The following is a 20,396-nucleotide window of genomic DNA, read 5'->3' on the forward strand; positions in this document are numbered from 1 at the left end:
CTTTCATGACGCCCCCCGCCCGCCTGCATGTCCTGCTGGTCGAAGACTCCCGCGACGACGCCGACCTGATCCTGCTGGAACTCGAAATGCACTGGCCGGACATCGTCTTCCAGCGGGTGGATGACGCAGCCCAGATGCGCGCAGCACTGGCCGCCCAGCCCTGGGACGTGGTCATCTCCGACTACCACCTGCCCCGCTTCGGCGCCACAGCCGCCCTTGAACTGCTGCATGAACTGGGCTGCGACCTGCCCTTCATCGCCGTCTCGGGCTTCGTCGGCGAGGAATCCGCCGCCGCCCTCATCAAGGCCGGCGCCTCCGACTTCGTCGTCAAGGACAACCTGCCGCGCCTGCAACCCGCCATCGAGCGGGCCCTGCGCGAAGCGGCCATCCAGCGCGACCACGAACGCGCCCAGGAAGCCCTGCGCCTCAGCGAGAAGCGCCTGCGCGCCATCACCAATGCCGTCGGCGAGGCCTTGTTCACTACCGACGCCCATGGCGCGCTGCTGTGGATGAACCCGGAAGCCGAGCGCCTGCTCGGCTGGACCGAGGAAGAGCTGCTCGGCAAGCAGATCCATTTCATCATCCACCGCCCCGCGGCCGACGCGCCGCCGTCCGACCCGGCCTGCTGTGGCAGCCTGCTGGCGCTGCGCAGCGGCAAGACCCAGCACATCGAGGACGACACCTACCTGCACAAGGACGGCACGCCGGTGCCCGTCTCCTTCGTCGCCACACCGCTCATCGAGGACGGCCGCATCGTCGGCGCAGTCACCGCAGCCCAACCCATCGGCGCCCGCAAGCGCGTCCAGCAGGAACTGCTCGACGCCCGACGCCGCTCCCAGGAGCTGTCGGCCCACCTGCAGTCGGTGCGCGAGGAAGAACGCACCCACATCGCCCGCGAGCTGCACGACGAACTGGGCCAGCTGCTCACCGCCATCAAGATGGACGCCGGCTGGCTGCGCGCGCGCCTGCCCGGCGACGCCGAAGCCCTGCACGGCAAGCTCGCCGGCATGACCCAGCTGATCGACAGCACCGTCGACTGGGTGCGCCGCATGTCCTCCGAACTGCGCCCCGTGATGCTCGACGACCTCGGCCTGCGCGACGCCGTCGAATGGTTCCTGGAAGGCTTCGGCCACCGCCACGGCATCGACTGCAGCTTCGACGCCGCCGCCGCCGAAGACCTGCAGACCGACAAGCCCCGCGCCACCGCGGCCTTCCGCATCATCCAGGAATGCCTCACCAATATCGCCCGCCACGCCGCCGCCAGCCGCGTGCTGGTCACGCTGGAGCGGGACACCGACGCCATCGACATCACCGTCAGCGACAACGGCCGCGGCTTCGATCCGGCCAGCGCTGGCACCCGCTCGTCCTTCGGCCTGCTGGGCATCCGCGAGCGGGCCGAAGCTCTCGGCGGCCACTGCACGATCCGCAGCGCCCCCGGCCAGGGCACCACCATCTCGGTATGCATCCCGCTGGGTGCAGCCACTCCCGACCACGAGGACAACCCCCGATGATCCGTCTCATGCTGGCCGACGACCACAGCATCGTCCGCACCGGCCTCAAGCAGGTCCTCGGCGACGCGCCGGAATTCAGCGTGTGCGCCGAAGCCGCCACCGGCGACGAGGTCCTCGCCCAGGTCCGCCAGTCGCCGCCCGACTTGCTGCTGCTCGACATGTCGATGCCCGGCCGCAGCGGCATCGAACTGATCAAACAGCTGAAGGGCGAATACCCCAGGCTGCCGATCCTCGTTCTCAGCATGCACAAGGAAGAGCAGTACGCCGTCCGCGCCATCAAGGCCGGCGCCGCCGGCTACCTGACCAAGGAGCACGCCGGCGACGAGCTCATCGGTGCGCTGCGCAAGGTCGCCGGCGGCGGCGTTTACATCAGCCCGGCGGTGGCCGAGCGCCTGGCCCTCGAATACAGCGCCCGCCACAACGAACTGCCGCACACCACGCTGTCCGACCGGGAATACCAGATCTTCCAGATGATCGTCGCCGGCGCCACCATCACCGCCATCTCCGAGCGCCTGTCCCTCAGCGTCAAGACCGTCAGCACCCACAAGTCGCGCATCCTGCAGAAGATGGGCATGAGCAGCAGCGCCGAGCTGATCCACTACGCCATCGAGCACCAGCTCGTCGAGCTGCGCTGAAGCGTCCGCGGGCGACATCGTTCGCCCGCCGTCCGCCGCCCCCGCGTCCTGGGCAAATCAGGCCGCCGGCCACGGCGCGCCAGCTGAAATCCATCCCATGTCCCCGCCGGCCCTAGGAATCCTCCTACAGGCAACCGGCCGCGTCCGACAAAAACTTTAAGCCTCCGCCGATATTCGCTCGCCGCGGCGATCGGCACCATTGCGTCCGTAATCCAGGCGCATGACGGCGGCCCGCCCGACCAGCAATGCGCGCAGAAAAATCAGTGCGGCATCCCTTCCCTGCGCCCGCGCAGACGATGGCGCCGCCCGAGGAGAACTCAGCAATGACGGTCAGCGGCCCCATCGACAGCACGCCAGACACCCGCCTTCACGCCGGAGCGCGGCCATGACGCGCCTGGCCGCCTCCCCGCTGCCGGCCCTCGGCGCCGGCCTGCCCGGCGCCCTCGCCGTGGCCGTGATCGGCGCCCCCGCCTGGCCCACCTTTGTCGCCGCCGGCGCCACGCTGCTGGTCAGCGGCGGCATCGGCTGGGCGATCCGCCACGGCCTGCGCCAGGACGCCGCCCTCGCCACCCAGCAACGCCATCGCGAAACGGAAACGACCCAAGTGGAAAAACTGACGCCCTACGTGGCCAGCCTCGACCAACTGGCCGAACGCCTGTTCCCCCTGTGGAGCCGCCAGATCGAGAGCGGCCGCTCCCAGATGGAAAGCGCCGTGGTCGGCCTGACCCTCGCCTTCTCCGCCATCGTGGACCGCCTTGACGTATCGGTGCGCACCGCCGACGCGGCCTCCGGCGCCGCCGACGGCGAAGGCGGCCTGCTCGGCGTGTTCACCCGCAGCGAAAGCCGCCTGCAGTCCCTGATCGAATCCCTGCAGACCGCCAACCGCCACAAGGAAGAGATGGTGGCCGAGGTGAAGCGCCTGCAGCAGTTCATCGTCGAGCTGCAGAAGATGGCGGTAGATGTTGCCGGCATCGCCGACCAGACCAACCTGCTGGCCCTCAACGCCGCCATCGAGGCCGCCCGCGCCGGCGAGGCCGGGCGCGGCTTCGCGGTGGTGGCCGACGAGGTACGCAAGCTGTCCGGCCAGTCCAAGACCACCGGCGTCAGCATGGGCAGCGCGGTGGACGCCATCAGCAAGGCCATCACCGCCGCCGTCGCCAGCGCCGAGAGCACCGCCGTCAATGACGCCCGCGCGCTGCAGGCCTCGGAGGAGGCCATCGGCGACGTGCTCGGCGGCTTCCGCCACATCATCGACGGCCTCGTCGAATCCAGCCACACGCTGCGCAACGAGAGCGCCGGCATCAAGTCCGACGTCTCCGAGGCCCTCGTCCAGCTCCAGTTCCAGGACCGCGTCAGCCAGATCCTCAGCCACGTCCGCGACAGCATCGACGCGCTGCCGGCCCAGCTGGCCGCCAGCCACGCCGACGTCGCCCACGGCGGCTGGCCGCAGCCCCTGCCGGTGGACCGCATGCTGGCCAGCCTGTCCGGCAGCTACGCCACCGCCGAAGAACGCCAGATCCACGGCGGCGGCGCTGCCGCCGGCGACGCCCCCTCAGAAATCACCTTCTTCTAGGAGTACATCCATGGCTAAAACCATTCTCGTGGTGGACGATTCCGCCTCCCTGCGCCAGGTCGTCAGCATCGCCCTGAAGGGCGCCGGCTATGACGTCGTCGAGGCCTGCGACGGCAAGGACGCCCTCGGCAAGCTCGACGGCCGCAAGGTGCATCTGGTCATCAGCGACGTGAACATGCCCAACATGGACGGCATCACCTTCGTCAAGGAGATGAAGAAGCTGCCCGGCTACAAGTTCACCCCGGTCGTCATGCTGACCACCGAAAACCAGGAAGCCAAGAAGGCCGAAGGCCAGGCCGCCGGCGCCAAGGCCTGGATGGTCAAGCCCTTCGCCCCGGCGCAGATGCTCAACGCCGTCTCCAAGCTGATCCTGCCCTGAGCGGCCGGCCGGCATCCAGGAAAGCGCCATGAGCATCGACATCGCCCGGGACGACGGCCAGATCCGCGTCCGCTTCAGCGACGAGCTGAACATCTACACCGCCCCTGCCATCAAGGACGCCCTGCTGGCCCTGCCGGCGGACGGCACGCCCTGCCGCCTCGACCTCGGCGACGTCATCGAAATCGACTGCGCCGGCCTGCAAGTTGTGCTGGCCGCCCTGCGCAGCCTGCCCGCCAGCACCCTTGAAACCTGCAGCACGCCGGTGCGCGACTGCTTCGCCCTGTGCGGCCTCGACGCGCTGCTGCCGGCCGCCCCCACCTCCAGCGGAGCCCAATGAACATGGACATCGATCAGGCCATCCCGACCTTCCTCCTCGAGGCCCGCGAACTGCTGGAACAGATGGAGGACGGCCTGCTGCAGATCGAGAACGGCGCGAGCGACGGCGAGACCATCAATGCCATCTTCCGCGCCGCCCACACCATCAAGGGCTCGGCCGGCATCTTCGGCTTCGACGAGGTGGTCGGCTTCACGCACACCGTCGAGAACGTCCTCGACCGCGTACGCGGCAACGAACTCGCCATCGACCGCCCGCTGGCCGAACTGCTGCTGGCCAGCGGCGACCACATCGGCACGCTGCTGCAGCGCGTCGCCGACAAGGCCCACGGCCACGACCCGGTCGTCAATGCCATCGGCCACGACCTGCTCGGCCAGCTGGCCCGCTTCACCACCGCCTGCACGCTGCCGGTTTCCGCCGCGGCCACCGCCGAAGTCGCGCCTGCCGCCGCCCCTGCCATGGAAAGCGGCGGCGACCGCGCCGTCACCGGCAACTGGCATGTCTCCCTGCGCTTCAGCCGGGAAGTCCTGCAGCACGGCATGGACCCGCTGTCCTTCATCCGCTACCTGGGCAGCCTCGGCGACATCGAGGGCATCGTCACCCTGCCGGACGCACTGCCGGCCCTCGGCGAGCTGGACCCGGAAGCCTGCTACCTGGGCTTCGAGATCAGCCTGAAGAGCGACGCCAGCCACGCCGACATCGACGGCGCCTTCGACTTCGTGCGCGACGACGCCACCATCCACATCCTGCCGCCCCACAGCCCGCTGCAGGCCTACGCCGCCATGCTGACGGCCCTGTCGCCGGAGACGGCCGCCCTCGGCGAAGCACTGGTGCACTGCGGCACCCTCGACGCCGCCGAGCTGGAACGGGCGCTGGCACCTGCCCCCGCCGCGACGACGGCCCTCGTGCCGGTCATCGCCGACGAAACACCGGCCCTGCCCGCCGTCATCGACGCCGCCGTTCCCGCCGTCGGAGCCAAGCCGGCCCGCGACAATGGCCGCGCCAAGACCCTGCGCGTCGATGCGGACAAGCTCGACAAGCTGATCAACCTGGTCGGCGAGCTGGTCATCGCCGGCGCCGGCGCCAACATGATCGCCGGCCAGCTGAAGGCCCGCCGCATGCTCGAAGCCACCTCGACGATGGCGCGCCTGATCGAGGAAGTCCGCGACAGCACCCTCAACCTGCGCATGGTGCAGATCGGCGAGACCTTCAACCGCTTCCAGCGCGTGGTGCGCGACGTGGCCCGCGACCTCGGCAAGGACATCCGCCTGGTCATCAACGGCGCCGAGACCGAGCTCGACAAAACCATGGTCGAGAAGATCGGCGACCCGCTGATGCACCTGGTGCGCAACGCCATGGACCACGGCATCGAGGCCGCCGAGCTGCGCGTGGCCCGCGGCAAGCCGGCCCAGGGCACGATCCGCCTCGACGCCCGCCACGACTCGGGCGGCGTGCTGATCGAAGTCAGCGACGACGGCAACGGCCTCAACCGCGAGCGCATCCTCAAGAAGGCTGTAGAGAAAGGCCTCGTCGGCCCCCAGCAGCACCTCTCCGACGAAGACGTCTACAAACTGATCTTCGCCCCCGGCTTCTCCACCGCCGAGCAGCTCAGCAACATCTCCGGGCGCGGCGTCGGCATGGACGTGGTCAAGAAGAACATCGAAGCCCTGCACGGCAGCATCGAGATCGACAGCATCGAAGGCCAGGGCAGCACGATGCGCATCCGCCTGCCGCTGACCCTCGCCATCATCGACGGCTTCCTGGTCGGCGTCGGCGACGCCTCCTTCGTGATCCCCCTCGACCAGGTGATCGAGTGCATCAAGCTGCCCGCCGTCGAACACCGGACCGACCCGCGCCGCGACTACCTCAACCAGCGTGGCCAGATCCTGCCTTACACCCGCCTGCGCGATGCCCTCGACCTGCCGGCCGGCACCGACGAGCGCCATACCGACCGCAACCTGGTCGTCGTGCAGTACGGCGGCAAGCGCGCCGGGCTGGTGGTGGACAGCCTGCACGGCGAGATCCAGACCGTCATCAAGCCCCTCGGCCGCGTCTTCAGCCGCGTCCAGGGCATCAGCGGATCGACCATCCTGGGCAGCGGCGCCGTCGCGCTGATCCTCGATATTCCGCGCCTCCTGCAGCAGGTCATCGACCGCGCCGCCGCCTGAATCACCCATTCCTGAATTCCCAGCCGGAGAACACACCCATGTTCAGCAATCTGAAAATCAGCCAACGCCTGGCCTTCGGGTTCGGGCTCGTCCTGATCCTGCTCGTCGCCATCGTCTACACGGGCACCACCCGCATGATGACCATCAACGACAGCGTGCAGCAGATCACCACCGTCTACGGCGAAAAAGCCCGCGTCAGCAACGCGATGGTGGACAACCTGCGCGACTCGGCGATCGCCCTGCGCAACCTGCTGCTGAGCCAGGACGACAGCGTCACCAAGACCGAGACGGCACGCCTGGACGCGCGCAAGAAGAGCTACCTGGACGGTGAAGCCGAGCTGGACAAGCTGCTCGCCGCCAACGCCAGCGACGAAGAGCGCGCCCTCGCCGCCAAGATCAAGGGCCTGGCCGCCAGCGTGTTCCGCCAGCAGGAGCAAGTCCTCGACATCGCCCGCCAGGGCCGCACGGCCGACGCCACCGCACTGCTGTTCCGCGAGGTTCGCCCGGCCCAGCGCGAATGGCTGGACAGCCTGGCCAAGTTCGTCGATGAGGAAACCAAGGCCACCGCAATCGCCGCCCGCAAGGCCGGCGACACCTACGACATGGCCCTGAAGAGCATGCTGGTACTGAGCGCCATCGCCATCGCCATCGGCATTGCGCTGGCGATCAGCGTGACCCGCTCGATCACCGGCCCGCTGGCCCAGGCGGTGGGGATTGCACGCGCCCTCGCCGACGGCGACCTGAGCACCCGCATCGAGGTGAGCCGCAAGGACGAAGCCGGCCAGCTGCTGCAGGCCCTGCAGGACATGGTCGAGAAACTGTCCGACATCATCGGCCAGGTGCGCAGCACCGCCGACAGCCTCGGCAGCGCCTCCGAGGAGGTCTCTGCCACCGCCCAGAGCCTGTCCCAGGCCACCAGCGAGCAGGCCGCCAGCGTCGAGGAAGTGTCGGCCACCGTCGAACAGGCCTCCGCCTCCATCAACCAGAACAGCGACAACGCCCGCCTCACCGACAGCATGGCTTCCAAGGCCGCCGAAGAAGCCGCCTCCGGTGGCCACGCGGTGTCCCAGACCGTTGCCGCGATGAAGGAGATCGCCGAGAAGATCGGCATCATCGACGACATCGCCTACCAGACCAACCTGCTGGCCCTCAACGCCGCCATCGAGGCGGCCCGCGCCGGCGAGCACGGCAAGGGCTTCGCGGTGGTCGCCGCCGAGGTGCGCAAGCTGGCCGAGCGTTCCCAGGAAGCCGCCCAGGAAATCGGCGAAGTGGCCGGCAGCTCCGTGCGCCTCGCCGACCAGGCCGGCCACCTGCTGCAGGCCATGGTCCCGGCAATCCGCAAGACGTCCGAGCTGGTGCAGGAGATCGCCGCCGCGTCCGAGGAGCAATCCGGCGGCGTCGGCCAGATCAGCACCGCGATGCACCAGCTCAACCAAGTCACCCAGCAGAACGCATCCGCATCGGAAGAGCTGGCCGCCACCGCCGAGGAGATGAGCGCCCAGGCCGAGCAATTGCAGCAGCTGATCCAGTTCTTCAAGACCGGCGGCATCACGCCCGCCCCGCGCCAGATGCGCAGCGAACCGCGCCACGAGAAGGGCCGCAAGCGCGCCATCGAACGCGCCGACAGCCTGCCGGGCGAACTGGCGACAGCCGGCGCGAACCTGTCCCCGCAGGACTTCGTCCGCTTCTGAGCGGCCTACCCCCACCCCCAACGGAGCCCGCGCATGCAGCCCAGACACGATCCCAGCACCACCCCCGAGCACGCCGCCGAACGGGAGCAGTACCTCACCTTCAACCTCAGCGGCGAGCTGTTCGCCATCGGCATCCTGTCGATCCGCGAAATCATCGAATACGCCCACCTGACCCAGGTTCCGATGATGCCGCGCTACATCCGCGGGGTCATCAACCTCCGCGGCTCGGTGGTCCCGGTGGTGGACCTGCTGGCCCGCTTCGGCCAGGGCCTCACCGAACCCAAGCGGCGCACCTGCGTGGTGATCGTCGAGGTGGACAGCGAGGACGGTATCCAGCAACTCGGCGTGCTGGTGGACGCCGTCAATGAGGTGCTGGAGATCCCCGCCGCCGACGTGGAGCCGCCGCCGTCCTTCGGCGTGCATATCCGCAACGAATTCATCCGCGGCATGGGCAAGATCGGCGAGCGCTTCGTGATCCTCCTCGACGTGAGCCGCACCTTCTCGGTGGACGAACTGGCCGGCCTCGCGTCGGTCGCCGCCGGCGAACCCGAAATCCTCGCAGCCTGAACGTCAGCCCCTCACGCCCCCAAGGAACGACCGTCATGCAACTCAAGTCCTGGAAGGACATGGCCATCGGCAGCCGTCTGATCGCGGTTCAAAGCGCCCTGTCCCTGCTCATGGTGCTCCTCCTCGCGGGCGTCATCGGCCACTACGCCGAACGCTACCTCGAGGATCGCGGCATCGCCGAGATGCAGCGCACCACCCAGCGCCTGCTCGACACCATCGCCACCGCCGACGACAGCCTGCGCCTCGGCATGGAACGCAACCTGGCCCTCTACCGTGCGCCCTACAGCGGCCCGATGAGCATGGACGCCAGCCACCTGATCCCGTCCGGCAGCCAGCAGCTGCCGCAGCTGAAGAGCGGCAACCTGATTCTCAACAACGACATCGAGGCCGCCGACCGCTTCACCGCCCTCACCGGCCTCGTCGCCACCATCTCGGTGCGCCAGGGCGACGACTTCTTCTTCGTCGCCAGCTCCGGCAAGGATGCCAATGGCGCGCGCAACGTGGGCGCCCGCCTCGACCGCAAGCACCCGGCCTACGAACGCCTGCTGCGCGGCGACATCTACGCGGGCCCGTCCAAGCGCGACGGCATGTTCAACTACGCCTACTACCAGCCGATCAAGGACGCCCACGGCGCCATCATTGGTGCCTTCGCCATCGGCATGAACATGAGCGACGGCATGAAGAGCCTGCGCGACAAGTTCCTCGGCATGAAGATCGGCGAGACCGGCTACGCCGCCGTGCTCGACAACAGCTTCGATCCGGGCCTGGTGTATATCCACCCCGCCGCCGAAGGCAAGAACATCCTCGGCGCCAAGGACTCCAGCGGCCGCGAGTTCATCCGCGAAGTCCTGACCAAGAAGAAGGGCATCACCTTCTACCCCTGGCTCAACAAGGAACTCGGCGACACAGAGGCCCGCGAGAAGGTCGCCGTGCATGATGTGTACGCACCGTGGGGCTGGGAGATCATGGTCACCACCTACCGGGATGAATTCACCCGCGAATCCCGCGCGCTGGCAGCGGTGATCCTCGGCGGCACCACGCTGCTGGTGCTGGCCCTCAACCTGGTGCTGTACGGAATGATCCGCCGCCTGGTGCGCCGCCCGCTGCAGCAGGCCGTGAGCACCGCCCGGGTGATCGCCGGCGGCGACTTCACGACCCGCATAGAAGTGCATGGCAACGACGAGGCCGGCCAGCTGCTGGCCGCCCTGCGCGACATGAGCGAGAAGCTGTCCGACATCATCGGCCAGGTGCGCAGCACCGCCGACAGCCTCGGCAGCGCCTCCGAGGAGGTCTCTGCCACCGCCCAGAGCCTGTCCCAGGCCACCAGCGAGCAGGCCGCCAGCGTCGAGGAAGTGTCGGCCACCGTCGAGCAGGCGTCCGCCTCCATCGACCAGAACAGCGACAACGCCCGCCTCACCGACAGCATGGCCTCCAAGGCCGCCGAAGAGGCCGCCTCCGGCGGCGACGCGGTGTCCCAGACCGTTGCCGCGATGAAGGAGATCGCCGAGAAGATCGGCATCATCGACGACATCGCCTACCAGACCAACCTGCTGGCCCTCAACGCCGCCATCGAGGCGGCCCGCGCCGGCGAGCACGGCAAGGGCTTCGCGGTGGTCGCCGCCGAGGTGCGCAAGCTGGCCGAGCGTTCCCAGGAAGCCGCCCAGGAAATCGGCGAAGTGGCCGGCAGCTCCGTGCGCCTCGCCGACCAGGCCGGCCACCTGCTGCAGGCCATGGTCCCGGCAATCCGCAAGACGTCCGAGCTGGTGCAGGAGATCGCCGCCGCGTCCGAGGAGCAATCCGGCGGCGTCGGCCAGATCAGCACCGCGATGCACCAGCTCAACCAGGTCACCCAGCAGAACGCGGCGGCCTCCGAAGAGCTGGCCGCCACCGCCGAGGAAATGAGCGCTCAAGCCGAGCAACTGCAACAACTGGTGGCCTATTTCCGGACCGCAACGCCGGCCGGCCACCGCTGACAAGGACGTCAATGGAAATTCCGTCATCCCCTTCACCCACCGGAGGACACTCCCTGCAGCTGGTCGTCGAGATCAGCGCCGGCATCCGCCAGGTCACCGCCCTGTCCAGCCAGGTGAACCTGGTGGCCCTCAACGCGATGCTGGCCGCCAAGCAGGCCGGCAGCCAGGCCCGCGGCTTCGGCATCGTCTCCGGCGAGCTGCGCCAGTTCAGCGGCCAGCTCGACCGGCAGATGCACGAGCTCGGCGACTTCATCGGCGACCTGGTCCATGCGGTCGCCGAATCCACCCGCATCAGGCTGCACGTCGCCCACCTCGACCAGATCCCGCCCGCCATCCAGCCCCGCCTGGCCGGCGCCGCCATGCGCATCGAGGCCCGCCAGGCCCGTATCGACAGCGACGGCAGCGAGCGCTGGTTCGGCCTCGGCAACCGGCTCGACCACGCGCTGCGCCTGTGCAACACCGGCATCGCGCTGTCCCGCGCGGCCAAGATCGAGGCCGTCTATGGCCAGGCCCTGGCGGCCAGCCTGCGCCAGGTCGCCGACGAGATCGAAGACGCCATCGTCACCATCCTGGGAACCATCAAGCAATTGCGCCGGGCCCTCGCCCGCCACGCCGGCTGAAGCGGCCCCAACGCCCGACAGGAACAACAATGAAAAAAACCACTTCCATCTTCCAGGATGGCGCGCACCAATGGATTGTCGTCGCCCGTGATCCGCAGCGCCCGGACTACCTGATCGACACCAACGAATACCTCGTCGTCGACGGCCAGCGCGCGCTGCTCACCGATCCGGGCGGCTCCGAGATCTTCTCGGCGGTCTTCTCGGCCCTCACCGCCGCCGTCGATCCGCGCCACATCGAAGCCCTGTTCGCCTCCCACCAGGACCCGGACATCATCTCGTCGCTGGCCCTGTGGCTGGAATTCAACCCGGAACTCAAGTGCCACCTGAGCTGGCTGTGGTCCGAATTCGTGCCCCACTTCGGCGGCAAGGACGACACCTTCATCGAGATCCCCGACGAGGGCGGTACGATCCGCCTCGGCCGCCTGAGCCTGGAAGCGCTGCCGGCCCACTACCTGCACTCCTCCGGCAACTTCCACCTGTACGACCGCAAGGCCCGCATCCTTTTCAGCGGCGACGTGGGTGCCGCCCGCCTCACCGGCGACTACCCGCTGTTCGTCGAGGACTTCGACCGCCACATCCGCCAGGCGGAAGGTTTCCACCGCCGCTGGATGGGTTCGGCGGAAGCCAAGCGCGACTGGTGCGAGCGGGCCAGCCAGTTGCCGATCGACATGCTCTGCCCGCAACATGGCGCCATCTACCAGGGCGCCGACGTGATGCGCTTCATCAACTGGTTCGACGAGCTGCCCGTGGGCAGCGGCCTGCGCCGTGGGGTCAGCCCACTGCAAGCCAAGGCGTGAGAAGATCGCCGCCCCCATTCATTGCCCGCCCCTGCGCTGAGTGAGCAAAGCCATGCCCAAGGAGAACGCCGTGCTGCAGATCCTGCTGATCGAAGACTCGGACGACGACGCCGAGCTGTTGCGCCTGGCGCTGCTCGACAGCGCGATACCGGCCCAGCTCAGCCGTGTCGCCAACCGCGCCGGCCTGAGTGCCGCCCTGCGCGACGGAAGCTGGGACCTGATCGTCTGCGACCACCACCTGCCCGACCTGGATGCCCTCATCGCCCTCGACATGATCGGGGCGGCCGGCGGCGGCAGACCGGCGATGCCGGTGATCATCATGTCCGGCACCATGGAAACCGCCGAGGCCGTGGAGGCCATGCACCGCGGCGCCCGCGACTGCATGGCCAAGCACGACCTGCCCAAGCTGCTGCCGATCCTCGAACGGGAGATCGCCCACGCCCGGGCCGAGGCGGAGCTGCGCACCGCGCGGGCCACGCTGCAGCAGCGTGCCGAGCAGAACCCGGTCACCGGCTTGCCCAACCGGGCCCGCCTGGAGCTGCACCTGGAAGCCCTGCTGCACGACCAGGCCAACGCGGCCCTGCTGCTCATCGAAATGGGACGCCGCAGCCACGCGATCCGCACCCTGCTGCCCGACGCCGGCCACAAGCTGCAGCAGGAGATGGCCCGGCGCCTGGCCACCCAGGTCGGCCCCGAGGATTTTCTGGCCCACCTGGACGACGGCAGCTTTGCGCTGGCCCTGCCCCACTGCGACAGCGAGGCCGCGCTGGCCGCCATCGCCCGGCGCCTGAACCACAGCCTGGAGCTTCCGTTCGAGCTCGGCGACTACCGCATCGCGATCAGCAGCCGCATCGGCGCCTGTCCGCGCCGCTCCAGCGACGACGACGCCGAGCACATGCTGCTCGCCGCCACCGCCGCACTGCTGCAGGTGGAGGCACACCGCGGCGGCGCTTACAGCCTGTACACCCCCGACATGCACCGGGTCGGCCAGCGCCGGCTGATCCTGGAAAGCGCGCTGCACCAGGCCCTGGCCCGCCAGGAATTCGAGCTGCACTACCAGCCCAAGGCCGCCATCTCGGACGGCCACGTGGTCGGCGCCGAAGCGCTGCTGCGCTGGCGGCACCCCACGCTGGGCTCGATCTCGCCGCTGGAGTTCGTGCCCATCCTGGAAGACTCCGGCCTCATCGTGGATGTGGGGCGCTGGGTCATCGAGGAGGCCTGCCGGCAGGCCTACCGCTGGCGGGAAGAAGGGCTGCCGCCGATCAACATCGCGGTGAACCTGTCCGCCGACCAGTTCCACGAATGCGGCCTCACCGACACCATCCGCAACATCCTGGCCGAGACCCAGCTACCGCCCGAACGCCTGGTGCTCGAGATCACCGAGCGGGTCGCGGTCAACGGCGAGGCCGAGACGCTCGCCGTGATGGATGCGCTGCACCGCCTCGGCGTACGCATCGCCCTCGACGACTTCGGCGCCGACTATTCGTCGCTGGGCTACCTGAAGCGCTTCCCGATCGATTCCCTCAAGATCGACCGGATGTTCATCACCGATCTGGACGCCAGCGAGGCGGACCGCAGCATCGTGCGGGCCATCGTCGCGATGGGCCACAGCCTCGGCCTGCGGGTCATCGCCGAAGGCATCGAGACCGAGTCCCAGCGGGCTTTCCTGGTCACCTGCGAGTGCGACGTGATGCAGGGCTACCTGTACAGCCGCCCGCTGACGGCCGGTGACTTCGCGCGCTTCCTCACCCTCGCGACCACTCAGCCCGCAGTCGCCGTCGAATAGCCCGGCTGCTGGCGGGAGCTCACCCGCAACTGCAGTGCTTGCTCCGGCCGCAGGGACACATGGAAGCGCGGCTGCGGCGGCGCCATGCCGGCAGGTGCCGACAGCGTAAAGCGCTGCAGGATCATCGCGGTGATCACCTTCATCTCGGTCAGCGCCAGGTGCTGGCCCAGGCACACCCGCGGGCCGGCGCCGAAGGGCAGATAGGCGCCGCGCGGGAAATCCGCCGCAGCGGGGCCGAAGCGTTCGGGCTGGAAGCGCAGCGGCTCGGGAAACCAGCGCGCGTCGCGGTGCATCAGCAACACCGGCAGCATGAACATCGTCCCCGCCGGGAAACGCCAGTCCCCAAGCGCAATCGGCCGGGTCGAGCGGCGGCTGTTGAGCATCGGCGCCGTCGGGTAGAGGCGCAACGTCTCCTGCACCGTCTGGGCCAGATAGGGTAGCTGCGGCAAATCGGCAGCGGATGGCGGCCGATCGCCAAGGCCGAGCCGGACCTCCGCCGCGGCCGCCGCCTGGGCCTCCGGATGGGCCGCCATGCACCAGGCCCACCAGCTCAGCGTCGCGGCGGCGGTTTCATGGCCGGCGAGGAAGGTCGTCATGCATTCATCGTGCACCGCCTGCAGCGGCCAGGCCTGCCCATCGTCCCGGTGCAGCCGCAGCAGGCGTGCCAGCAGGTCGTCGGGCCAGGTGTCCTCCGGCTGCTTCAGACGGGCCTGCAGATGGCGCTCGACGAGGCCGTTGAGCGCCGCCAGCGCCTGCCGCTTGTCGCGCTTCCAGGGCATCCAGTCGGGTGAACTGGCCGGCCAGTAGAACTCCGCATTGGCCGCCGCGCTGACGGTGCGCACCGCCTCCTCGGCCACCCGCGCCTCGTCGCCGATCTCGCTCGAGAAGAGCATGCGCAGGATCACGTCCATCGTCAGCGAAGTCAGCGCGCTCTCGATCGGCAGCAAGCCGCCGTCCACCGGCCAACGATCCAGCGCCGCGGCCGTGGCGGCGGCAATGGTCGGCACGAAAGCCTCCACGGCCTTGCCCGAGAAAGCCGGCTGCAACGCATGGCGCTTGTCCTTCCAGGCCTTCCCTTCGGCGATGAATACGCTGTGCCCGTGGAGCTGGGCAAACACGCGCATGCCGCGCTCCCAGCGGATCAGCGCGTCGTGGTGGCTGACCAGCAGCTCGCGCGCCAGTTGGGGATCGGTGACGATGACCTGGTGCTCCGGCCAGATGCGCAGATGCACCACGTCGCCGAACTGCGCCTGCCAGGCGGACAGCTCGCCGAACAGGTCGCGCGACATGCGCCGCAGCAGGCTCCAGCCGGTAACGCCAGCGGTGGGGCCCGGAGGCCAGGATCCCGGCGCGCCGGACAACGGCGCCGGGGACGAAGAGCCCGAATGGAACGGGCAGCGGGGAGAGGTCGGTGTGTTCATGGCGGCCATTGTTGATCCGCCCGGCGGGGCCGTCTTGAACGCAAACGACATGTCGACAACGGCACCGCTGCCTATACTGTCGGCCCATGTCCCCGTGCCCGCCGCCCTTCGCCGCCTGCCCCCATCCGCTGACCCGCGCGCCGCGGCTGCCGGCCGACGATCCGGCCCCGTGGTCCCGGCTGTACCCCGCCCCGCCGGCCCTGCAGGGGGCCATCGTGGCCGTGCTGAGCCGCGACACCCGCGGCGTGGTCCTCAGCGATGCCCAGCGCCTGTCCCATTTCCCGGCCTCGCCGCTGATCTCCCTGTCCTGGTTTCAGGAGATGGATGTGGGACTCGTCGAGCCGGACGCGGACCAAGGCCGCTGGACCCCCTTCGGCAACCCGGTGGTCATCTCCGGCAGCCAGTCCCGCCCGCGGGTGAGCTGGGCGCCGACCTGCGGGCGCGGCGGCGTGATGTGCTTCACCCCGGATGTGGCGAAAGCCCTGTTCGGCCTGGATCTGGGCGCCATCCACGACCGCTTCGTCCCCGCCGGCACGGCGCTGGACGCCCGCTGGCGCCCTTTTCTCGACGCACTGGCCCACGCCCCCGACGATGCCGCCACGCTGGCCGTGCTCGAAGAGCACCTGGCACCCCACTGGCAAGCCCTGCAGGGGCGCAGCTCAACCACACCGTCGCTACGCCAGCTCGGCCGCCACTGGGTCGAGCGCCTCGCACTGCAGGCCCGCGACTGGCGGCAGACCCACAGCCCGCGGCAGGTCGAACGACGCATCAAGACCTTCAGCGGCCGCTCCCTGCGCGAATGGCAGGCCCTCGTGCGCACCGAGGGCATCTTCTTCGCGGCACGGGAACGCTACGAAAACGGCCGCCCCTTCGAATGGGCCGCCCTCGCCCAGGACGAAGGCTTCGCCGACCAGGCCCACATGAGCCGCGAATCCCGCCGCATCACCGGCTTCGCACCGACGGAATTCGCCCGGCGCTTCATCGAGGACGAGTCGTTCTGGATGTATCGGTTGTGGGTGTGAGGGACGGGGATACGGTGTGGCTGAAGTGTCCGAAAACGCAAAGCCACGCAAGGCGGAATTGAATATCCGAGAGACTACGGACGTTTGATGAGCCGGATGAGGAAGAGCAGCACGACCGCACCGACAGTTGCCACGATAAGGCTTCCAAGGAGGCCCCCACCCGCTGAAACACCGAGTGCGCGGAATAGAAACCCGCCCACCAGCGCACCGATTGTTCCGACGACGAGATCGCCGACGAGGCCAAAGCCGCCGCCTTTGACCAGCGTTCCGGCCAACCAGCCCGCAACCAAGCCAATGATCAGGAACCACAGAATACTCATTGCGTGCTCCAAGCTACCTGCATTGAAGCTTAGGAACCGAACTGGCGCATGTCCACCGGGTTCGTGCGCTCCTCCGAGGTCGTCCGTTCTGCGTCAAAAGCCCTCGATTGGGCGCGGGAGATAGGACGGGACTGTCTCCGCGCTGCTCGGGTCCGTATCCCGGACAGGCGGCCTGATCCTGGACACCTCTTTCATCGTTCCTCCCTCGGCGGCAACGACGGAGCGGGGGCACGCTAGTAACTCGCCATCCCATTCGGGGCCAAGCTCAAGTTCGACGACTTTGTCGGCGGAGGACATCAAGGTGACACCCACCTTGGCGTTCAGTCGGCCAGGAGTGGCGACACGCCGCTGCGGGTTGGCTGCAGCGCCATGTCAGCCTTCCCGGCGGTGAGGCTCAGTTGCGTGAATGAAGACGGTAAACGTGTCCGCCGGCCGGGGTGCCTTGGCGAGATCGAGCGCATGACCGATCGCGCCGCGGTGATAAGTGCCGTGGTTGATCAGGTGGTAGAGCACCTCCTCCCGGCTCATCGCCCCTTTCTTGCCGTCGACGAAGGTGAAGTGGATTCGCTGTTCGAAGTGCTCGGGATGCAAGGCCTGTGCGTAGTCCTGCAGCCACTGGTTCGATGCGCTGAGGCGGGCAGCCAGCGTTTCGAAGAGGGGCAGTTCCGGCGTATTGGTTGAGTCATGCGGTTCGGCGCCGCCGGTGAGCCGGGCGCGAAACAGTTCTTCGACACGGACCATGTGATTCAACTGCTGTCTGGCGAAATCGAACTGGGCGACATGAATCTCGCGGTCGATCTGGGCCACGGCATCCAGGGTCCGACGATCAGCCCAGGCCTTGTACTTGAGGGGTGTCTGGAGGTGCATGAGGGTGAGGAGAATGGCGTTGTCCAATTTGAGCGCGCTGCCCAGTGCCGTGCGCTGTCCGAATCTACTGCGCACCACACAGGGCGGCAAGCATGATGTCGACGTATTTCTGGGATACGCATCTATTGCTTCAACGAGGTCTGGCGATGTCTGGACTGGGCCGGATCAGGGTCCTGGAGGTGCTCGCCGCCATGTCCCATGGAGTTGCGACCTCCTCTGAGGTACTCGCGACCATCCCGGAGGTAGTCGCGACCACCGCCGAGGTAGTCCGTCCTATATCAGAAGTCCTCGATTGGGTGCGAGGGATAGGGCAGTCCTGTCTCCGGGCTGCTCGCGAGCAGCTCCCGGACAGTCGGCCCCTATCCCGGTGGGCCTCGCGAGCAGCTTTCGAATAGGGCGGGAGTATCGGCGGGATAGGGATGGTCTGTCCCGGAGGGGCTCGCGAGGGATTCGCGGATAGGGCAGGACATTCGCCGGGGGGAGTGTCAGATATTTTGTGTTCAAGGCGGTTCGATTCTTCCTGCCCTGCCGCGGCAGGGCAGGAAGAATCGGCTCATCGTGTCATCGCCGGGATGAAACGATCGGTGTAGAGGATGGCAAACTGGTTCATCGCCTGCCTCCAGTACAGCATCGGCTTCTTCCACTCGGCCGTAATGTTGCGCAGCGCCAACCAGATCAACTTGGTCGCCGCCTCGTCCGTCGGGAAGTGGCCCCGCGTCTTGATGATCTTGCGTACCCGCGCATTAAGACTCTCGATAGCATTGGTCGTGTAGATGACCCGGCGCACCTCGGGTGGGAAGGCAAAGAACGGGATCACCTGCTCCCAGGCCCGTCGCCACGACAGCGTGATGGTCGGGAAGCGCTGCCCCCATTCCCCTTCTGCAAACGCCTCGAGCGCCGCCTCCGCCGCCTCGACGCTCACCGCCTGGTAGATCGGCTTCAAGGCATCGGCGAGCCCCTGACGGTCCTTATAGCCGGCGTAGCCCAGGCTGTTGCGCAGTAGATGCACGATGCAGGTCTGTAGCGTCGTGCGCGGATACACCGCTTCGAGCGCCTCGGCCATGCCTTTCAGACCGTCGGTGACGGCAATCAGGATGTCGTCGCAGCCGCGCAGCTTCAGGTCGTTGAAGACCTTCAGCCAGAACTTCGCTCCTTCGGTCTGCTCGATCCACAGGCCCAGGATGTCCCGGCTACCGTCCGAGCGCACGCCCAGCGCCAGGAATACCGCCTTGCTGCACACCACCGCATCCTCGCGGATCTTCACCCGCAAAGCATCGAAGAACACCACGGGGTACATCGCCTCGAGTGGCCGGCTCTGCCACTCCCGCACTTCTTCCATCACCGAGTCGGTGACCTGGCTGATGAAGTCCGGCGACACCTCTGTGTTGTACATCTGCATTAGAAATGCCTGGATCTCGCGCACGCTCATCCCGCGGGCGTACATCGCAATGATCTTGTCGTCGAAACCCGTAAAGCGCCGTTCGTGCTTGCCGATCAACTTCGGCTCGAACTGTCCGGCACGGTCCCGCGGCACGTCGATGCGCAGCGGCCCCTCGTCGGTGAGCACCGTCTTGCCGCTCGTGCCATTGCGCTGGTTGGCGCTCGATTCAGGCTTCTCCTCGCCCGCTGCGTAGCCAAGGTGATGGCTCATCTCGGCCTGCAGCGCCCGCTCGATCAGCGCCTTCTTGAAACCGCGCATCACGTCCTCGACCGCCTCTGCCGTCATCGGACCTGTCACCATCTGCTCCAGCCATCGCTTCGCCTCTTCCGGCAACTCCGCAACGGCGGGCAGGGGCTGTTTCTGTTTCTTCCTTGGCATAACCTTCCCTTTCAGGGCTTACGTTATGCCTCAAACACAAAAATTCTGACAGGCTCTCGCCGGGCTCCTCACGAGGAGCTTTCTGAGGGTCGGGACGGCTTCGGAGGGTGTCGGATCGGCGTCCGGGGATGTCTGGCGGAGCGGACTGTCTGTGCGGAGCGACCCGGCAGGGGCCGGGCGGACGTCGCAGGGGCGCGGCAGGGTGTCGGCGGGCCGCCGGACGGCTGCGGAAAGCGGGTCGGCCGGCGGGCGGAGGGGCGGTCAGGCTGCCGGCTTGGCGACGCTGCGCGGCTTGCGGGACAGGCGGGTCTGCATGGACTCCTTGAGGGTGTCGAGGGCCGTACCCTTGCCGCCGACCTTGGCGAGGGCGTAGCCATCGTAGGCGGCGCTCATGATGTCGCTGCCGAGGGCCAGTTCGGTGTCGTCGGCCCGGTCGGCAAGGGTGCGCAGACGTTGCAGGCGGGGGCGCAGGACGTCAAGGGCGATGATGTCCTGCTGGAAGCCGGCGAGGTCGAAATTGCTGGGCACGATGCCGGGGTTCTGGCGCAGCACCAGCTCGGTCTGACGGCAGAAGGCTTCCGACTTGTCCCCCATCTTGACGGCCTTGCGGCGCTCGTCGGCGGAAAGCGTGATGAGCGCACCGAGCTTGGCTTCGAGCGTGGTGAGCATGGTGTCGATGGCGGCGATATCGGCCTGGGCAAAGGTGATCGAGACCAGATTCTGGGTCATGGTGAGGCTCCTTGAGATTGAAGTGGTGTGGCCGTGGCCATGAAGGCCCGCACCTGCATGAATGCCAACGGCAACACCACGAATATTACATACAGATTATCTCAATGACATTCATCGGCGCCGCACGAGGCCCCAACTCATCCCGCTGCGCGCAGAGGCAGGGAAGCAAGCGGGTCGTCAGGAA

The 20,396-nt window shown here is 67.9% G+C and carries 18 protein-coding genes; 13 read left to right on the top strand and 5 right to left on the bottom strand.

Translation table 11 applies throughout. From position 1 onward, the window contains the following. The first annotated feature begins 5 nt into the window (after nt 1-5). From AC3QL2_RS07780 to AC3QL2_RS07835, 12 genes are all read left to right on the top strand, one after another. Nucleotides 6-1,511, top strand: coding sequence for a hybrid sensor histidine kinase/response regulator (locus AC3QL2_RS07780; protein WP_493235363.1), 1,506 nt, complete (start codon nt 6-8; stop codon nt 1,509-1,511). Next, on the top strand, nt 1,508-2,146 hold the full coding sequence (locus AC3QL2_RS07785) for a response regulator (RefSeq protein ID WP_493235364.1): 639 nt from the start codon (nt 1,508-1,510) through the stop codon (nt 2,144-2,146). The genes AC3QL2_RS07780 and AC3QL2_RS07785 overlap by 4 nt, the downstream gene beginning before the upstream one ends. A 385-nt stretch (nt 2,147-2,531) precedes the next feature. Next, complete coding sequence (locus tag AC3QL2_RS07790; RefSeq protein ID WP_493235365.1) at nt 2,532-3,719, top strand: methyl-accepting chemotaxis protein; 1,188 nt, start codon at nt 2,532-2,534, stop codon at nt 3,717-3,719. A gap of 10 nt (nt 3,720-3,729) precedes the next feature. Further along, on the top strand, nt 3,730-4,098 hold the full coding sequence (locus tag AC3QL2_RS07795) for a response regulator (RefSeq protein WP_374482802.1): 369 nt from the start codon (nt 3,730-3,732) through the stop codon (nt 4,096-4,098). A 28-nt stretch (nt 4,099-4,126) separates the two neighbouring features. Continuing rightward, nucleotides 4,127-4,435 (top strand): STAS domain-containing protein, encoded by a 309-nt coding sequence (locus tag AC3QL2_RS07800; RefSeq protein WP_493235366.1) that lies wholly within the window; start codon nt 4,127-4,129, stop codon nt 4,433-4,435. A 2-nt stretch (nt 4,436-4,437) separates the two neighbouring features. Beyond that, nucleotides 4,438-6,600 (top strand): chemotaxis protein CheA, encoded by a 2,163-nt coding sequence (locus AC3QL2_RS07805; RefSeq protein WP_493235367.1) that lies wholly within the window; start codon nt 4,438-4,440, stop codon nt 6,598-6,600. A 38-nt stretch (nt 6,601-6,638) separates the two neighbouring features. Further along, nucleotides 6,639-8,291: a methyl-accepting chemotaxis protein gene (locus tag AC3QL2_RS07810; protein WP_493235368.1), complete on the top strand. Its 1,653-nt coding sequence runs from the start codon at nt 6,639-6,641 to the stop codon at nt 8,289-8,291. Nucleotides 8,292-8,324: 33 nt separating this feature from the next. Further along, nucleotides 8,325-8,858, top strand: coding sequence for a chemotaxis protein CheW (locus AC3QL2_RS07815; RefSeq protein ID WP_493235369.1), 534 nt, complete (start codon nt 8,325-8,327; stop codon nt 8,856-8,858). Nucleotides 8,859-8,893: 35 nt separating this feature from the next. Beyond that, nucleotides 8,894-10,831, top strand: a complete 1,938-nt coding sequence (locus AC3QL2_RS07820; protein ID WP_493235370.1) for a methyl-accepting chemotaxis protein — start codon at nt 8,894-8,896, stop codon at nt 10,829-10,831. A gap of 11 nt (nt 10,832-10,842) precedes the next feature. Next, complete coding sequence (locus tag AC3QL2_RS07825; RefSeq protein ID WP_493235371.1) at nt 10,843-11,451, top strand: methyl-accepting chemotaxis protein; 609 nt, start codon at nt 10,843-10,845, stop codon at nt 11,449-11,451. Nucleotides 11,452-11,480: 29 nt separating this feature from the next. Continuing rightward, on the top strand, nt 11,481-12,248 hold the full coding sequence (locus AC3QL2_RS07830; RefSeq protein ID WP_493235372.1) for an oxygen-binding di-iron domain-containing protein: 768 nt from the start codon (nt 11,481-11,483) through the stop codon (nt 12,246-12,248). 52 nt (nt 12,249-12,300) lie between these two features. After that, entirely contained in the window at nt 12,301-14,034 is a 1,734-nt protein-coding gene (locus tag AC3QL2_RS07835) for a putative bifunctional diguanylate cyclase/phosphodiesterase (RefSeq protein ID WP_493235373.1), read from the top strand. Here the strand turns inward: AC3QL2_RS07835 and AC3QL2_RS07840 are convergent. Beyond that, nucleotides 14,010-15,323: a cytochrome P450 gene (locus AC3QL2_RS07840; RefSeq protein ID WP_493240372.1), complete on the bottom strand. Its 1,314-nt coding sequence runs from the start codon at nt 15,321-15,323 to the stop codon at nt 14,010-14,012. The genes AC3QL2_RS07835 and AC3QL2_RS07840 overlap by 25 nt on opposite strands. A gap of 218 nt (nt 15,324-15,541) precedes the next feature. Here AC3QL2_RS07840 and AC3QL2_RS07845 point away from each other — a divergent pair, with 218 nt between their 5' ends. After that, entirely contained in the window at nt 15,542-16,477 is a 936-nt protein-coding gene (locus AC3QL2_RS07845) for an AraC family transcriptional regulator (protein ID WP_493235375.1), read from the top strand. Nucleotides 16,478-16,551: 74 nt separating this feature from the next. Here the strand turns inward: AC3QL2_RS07845 and AC3QL2_RS07850 are convergent, their stop codons facing one another. From AC3QL2_RS07850 to AC3QL2_RS07865, 4 genes are all read right to left on the bottom strand, one after another. Continuing rightward, nucleotides 16,552-16,797, bottom strand: coding sequence for a GlsB/YeaQ/YmgE family stress response membrane protein (locus AC3QL2_RS07850; RefSeq protein WP_493235376.1), 246 nt, complete (start codon nt 16,795-16,797; stop codon nt 16,552-16,554). 372 nt (nt 16,798-17,169) lie between these two features. After that, complete coding sequence (locus AC3QL2_RS07855) at nt 17,170-17,691, bottom strand: DinB family protein (RefSeq protein WP_493235377.1); 522 nt, start codon at nt 17,689-17,691, stop codon at nt 17,170-17,172. A 526-nt stretch (nt 17,692-18,217) separates the two neighbouring features. After that, complete coding sequence (locus AC3QL2_RS07860) at nt 18,218-19,483, bottom strand: IS256 family transposase (protein ID WP_493236435.1); 1,266 nt, start codon at nt 19,481-19,483, stop codon at nt 18,218-18,220. A 261-nt stretch (nt 19,484-19,744) separates the two neighbouring features. Further along, a complete protein-coding gene (locus AC3QL2_RS07865) occupies nt 19,745-20,212 on the bottom strand; it encodes a hypothetical protein (RefSeq protein WP_493234782.1) in 468 nt (155 codons plus the stop codon). Nucleotides 20,213-20,396 lie beyond the last annotated feature (184 nt).

It is taken from the genome of Zoogloea sp. GW822-FHT05C07, assembly GCF_058800215.1.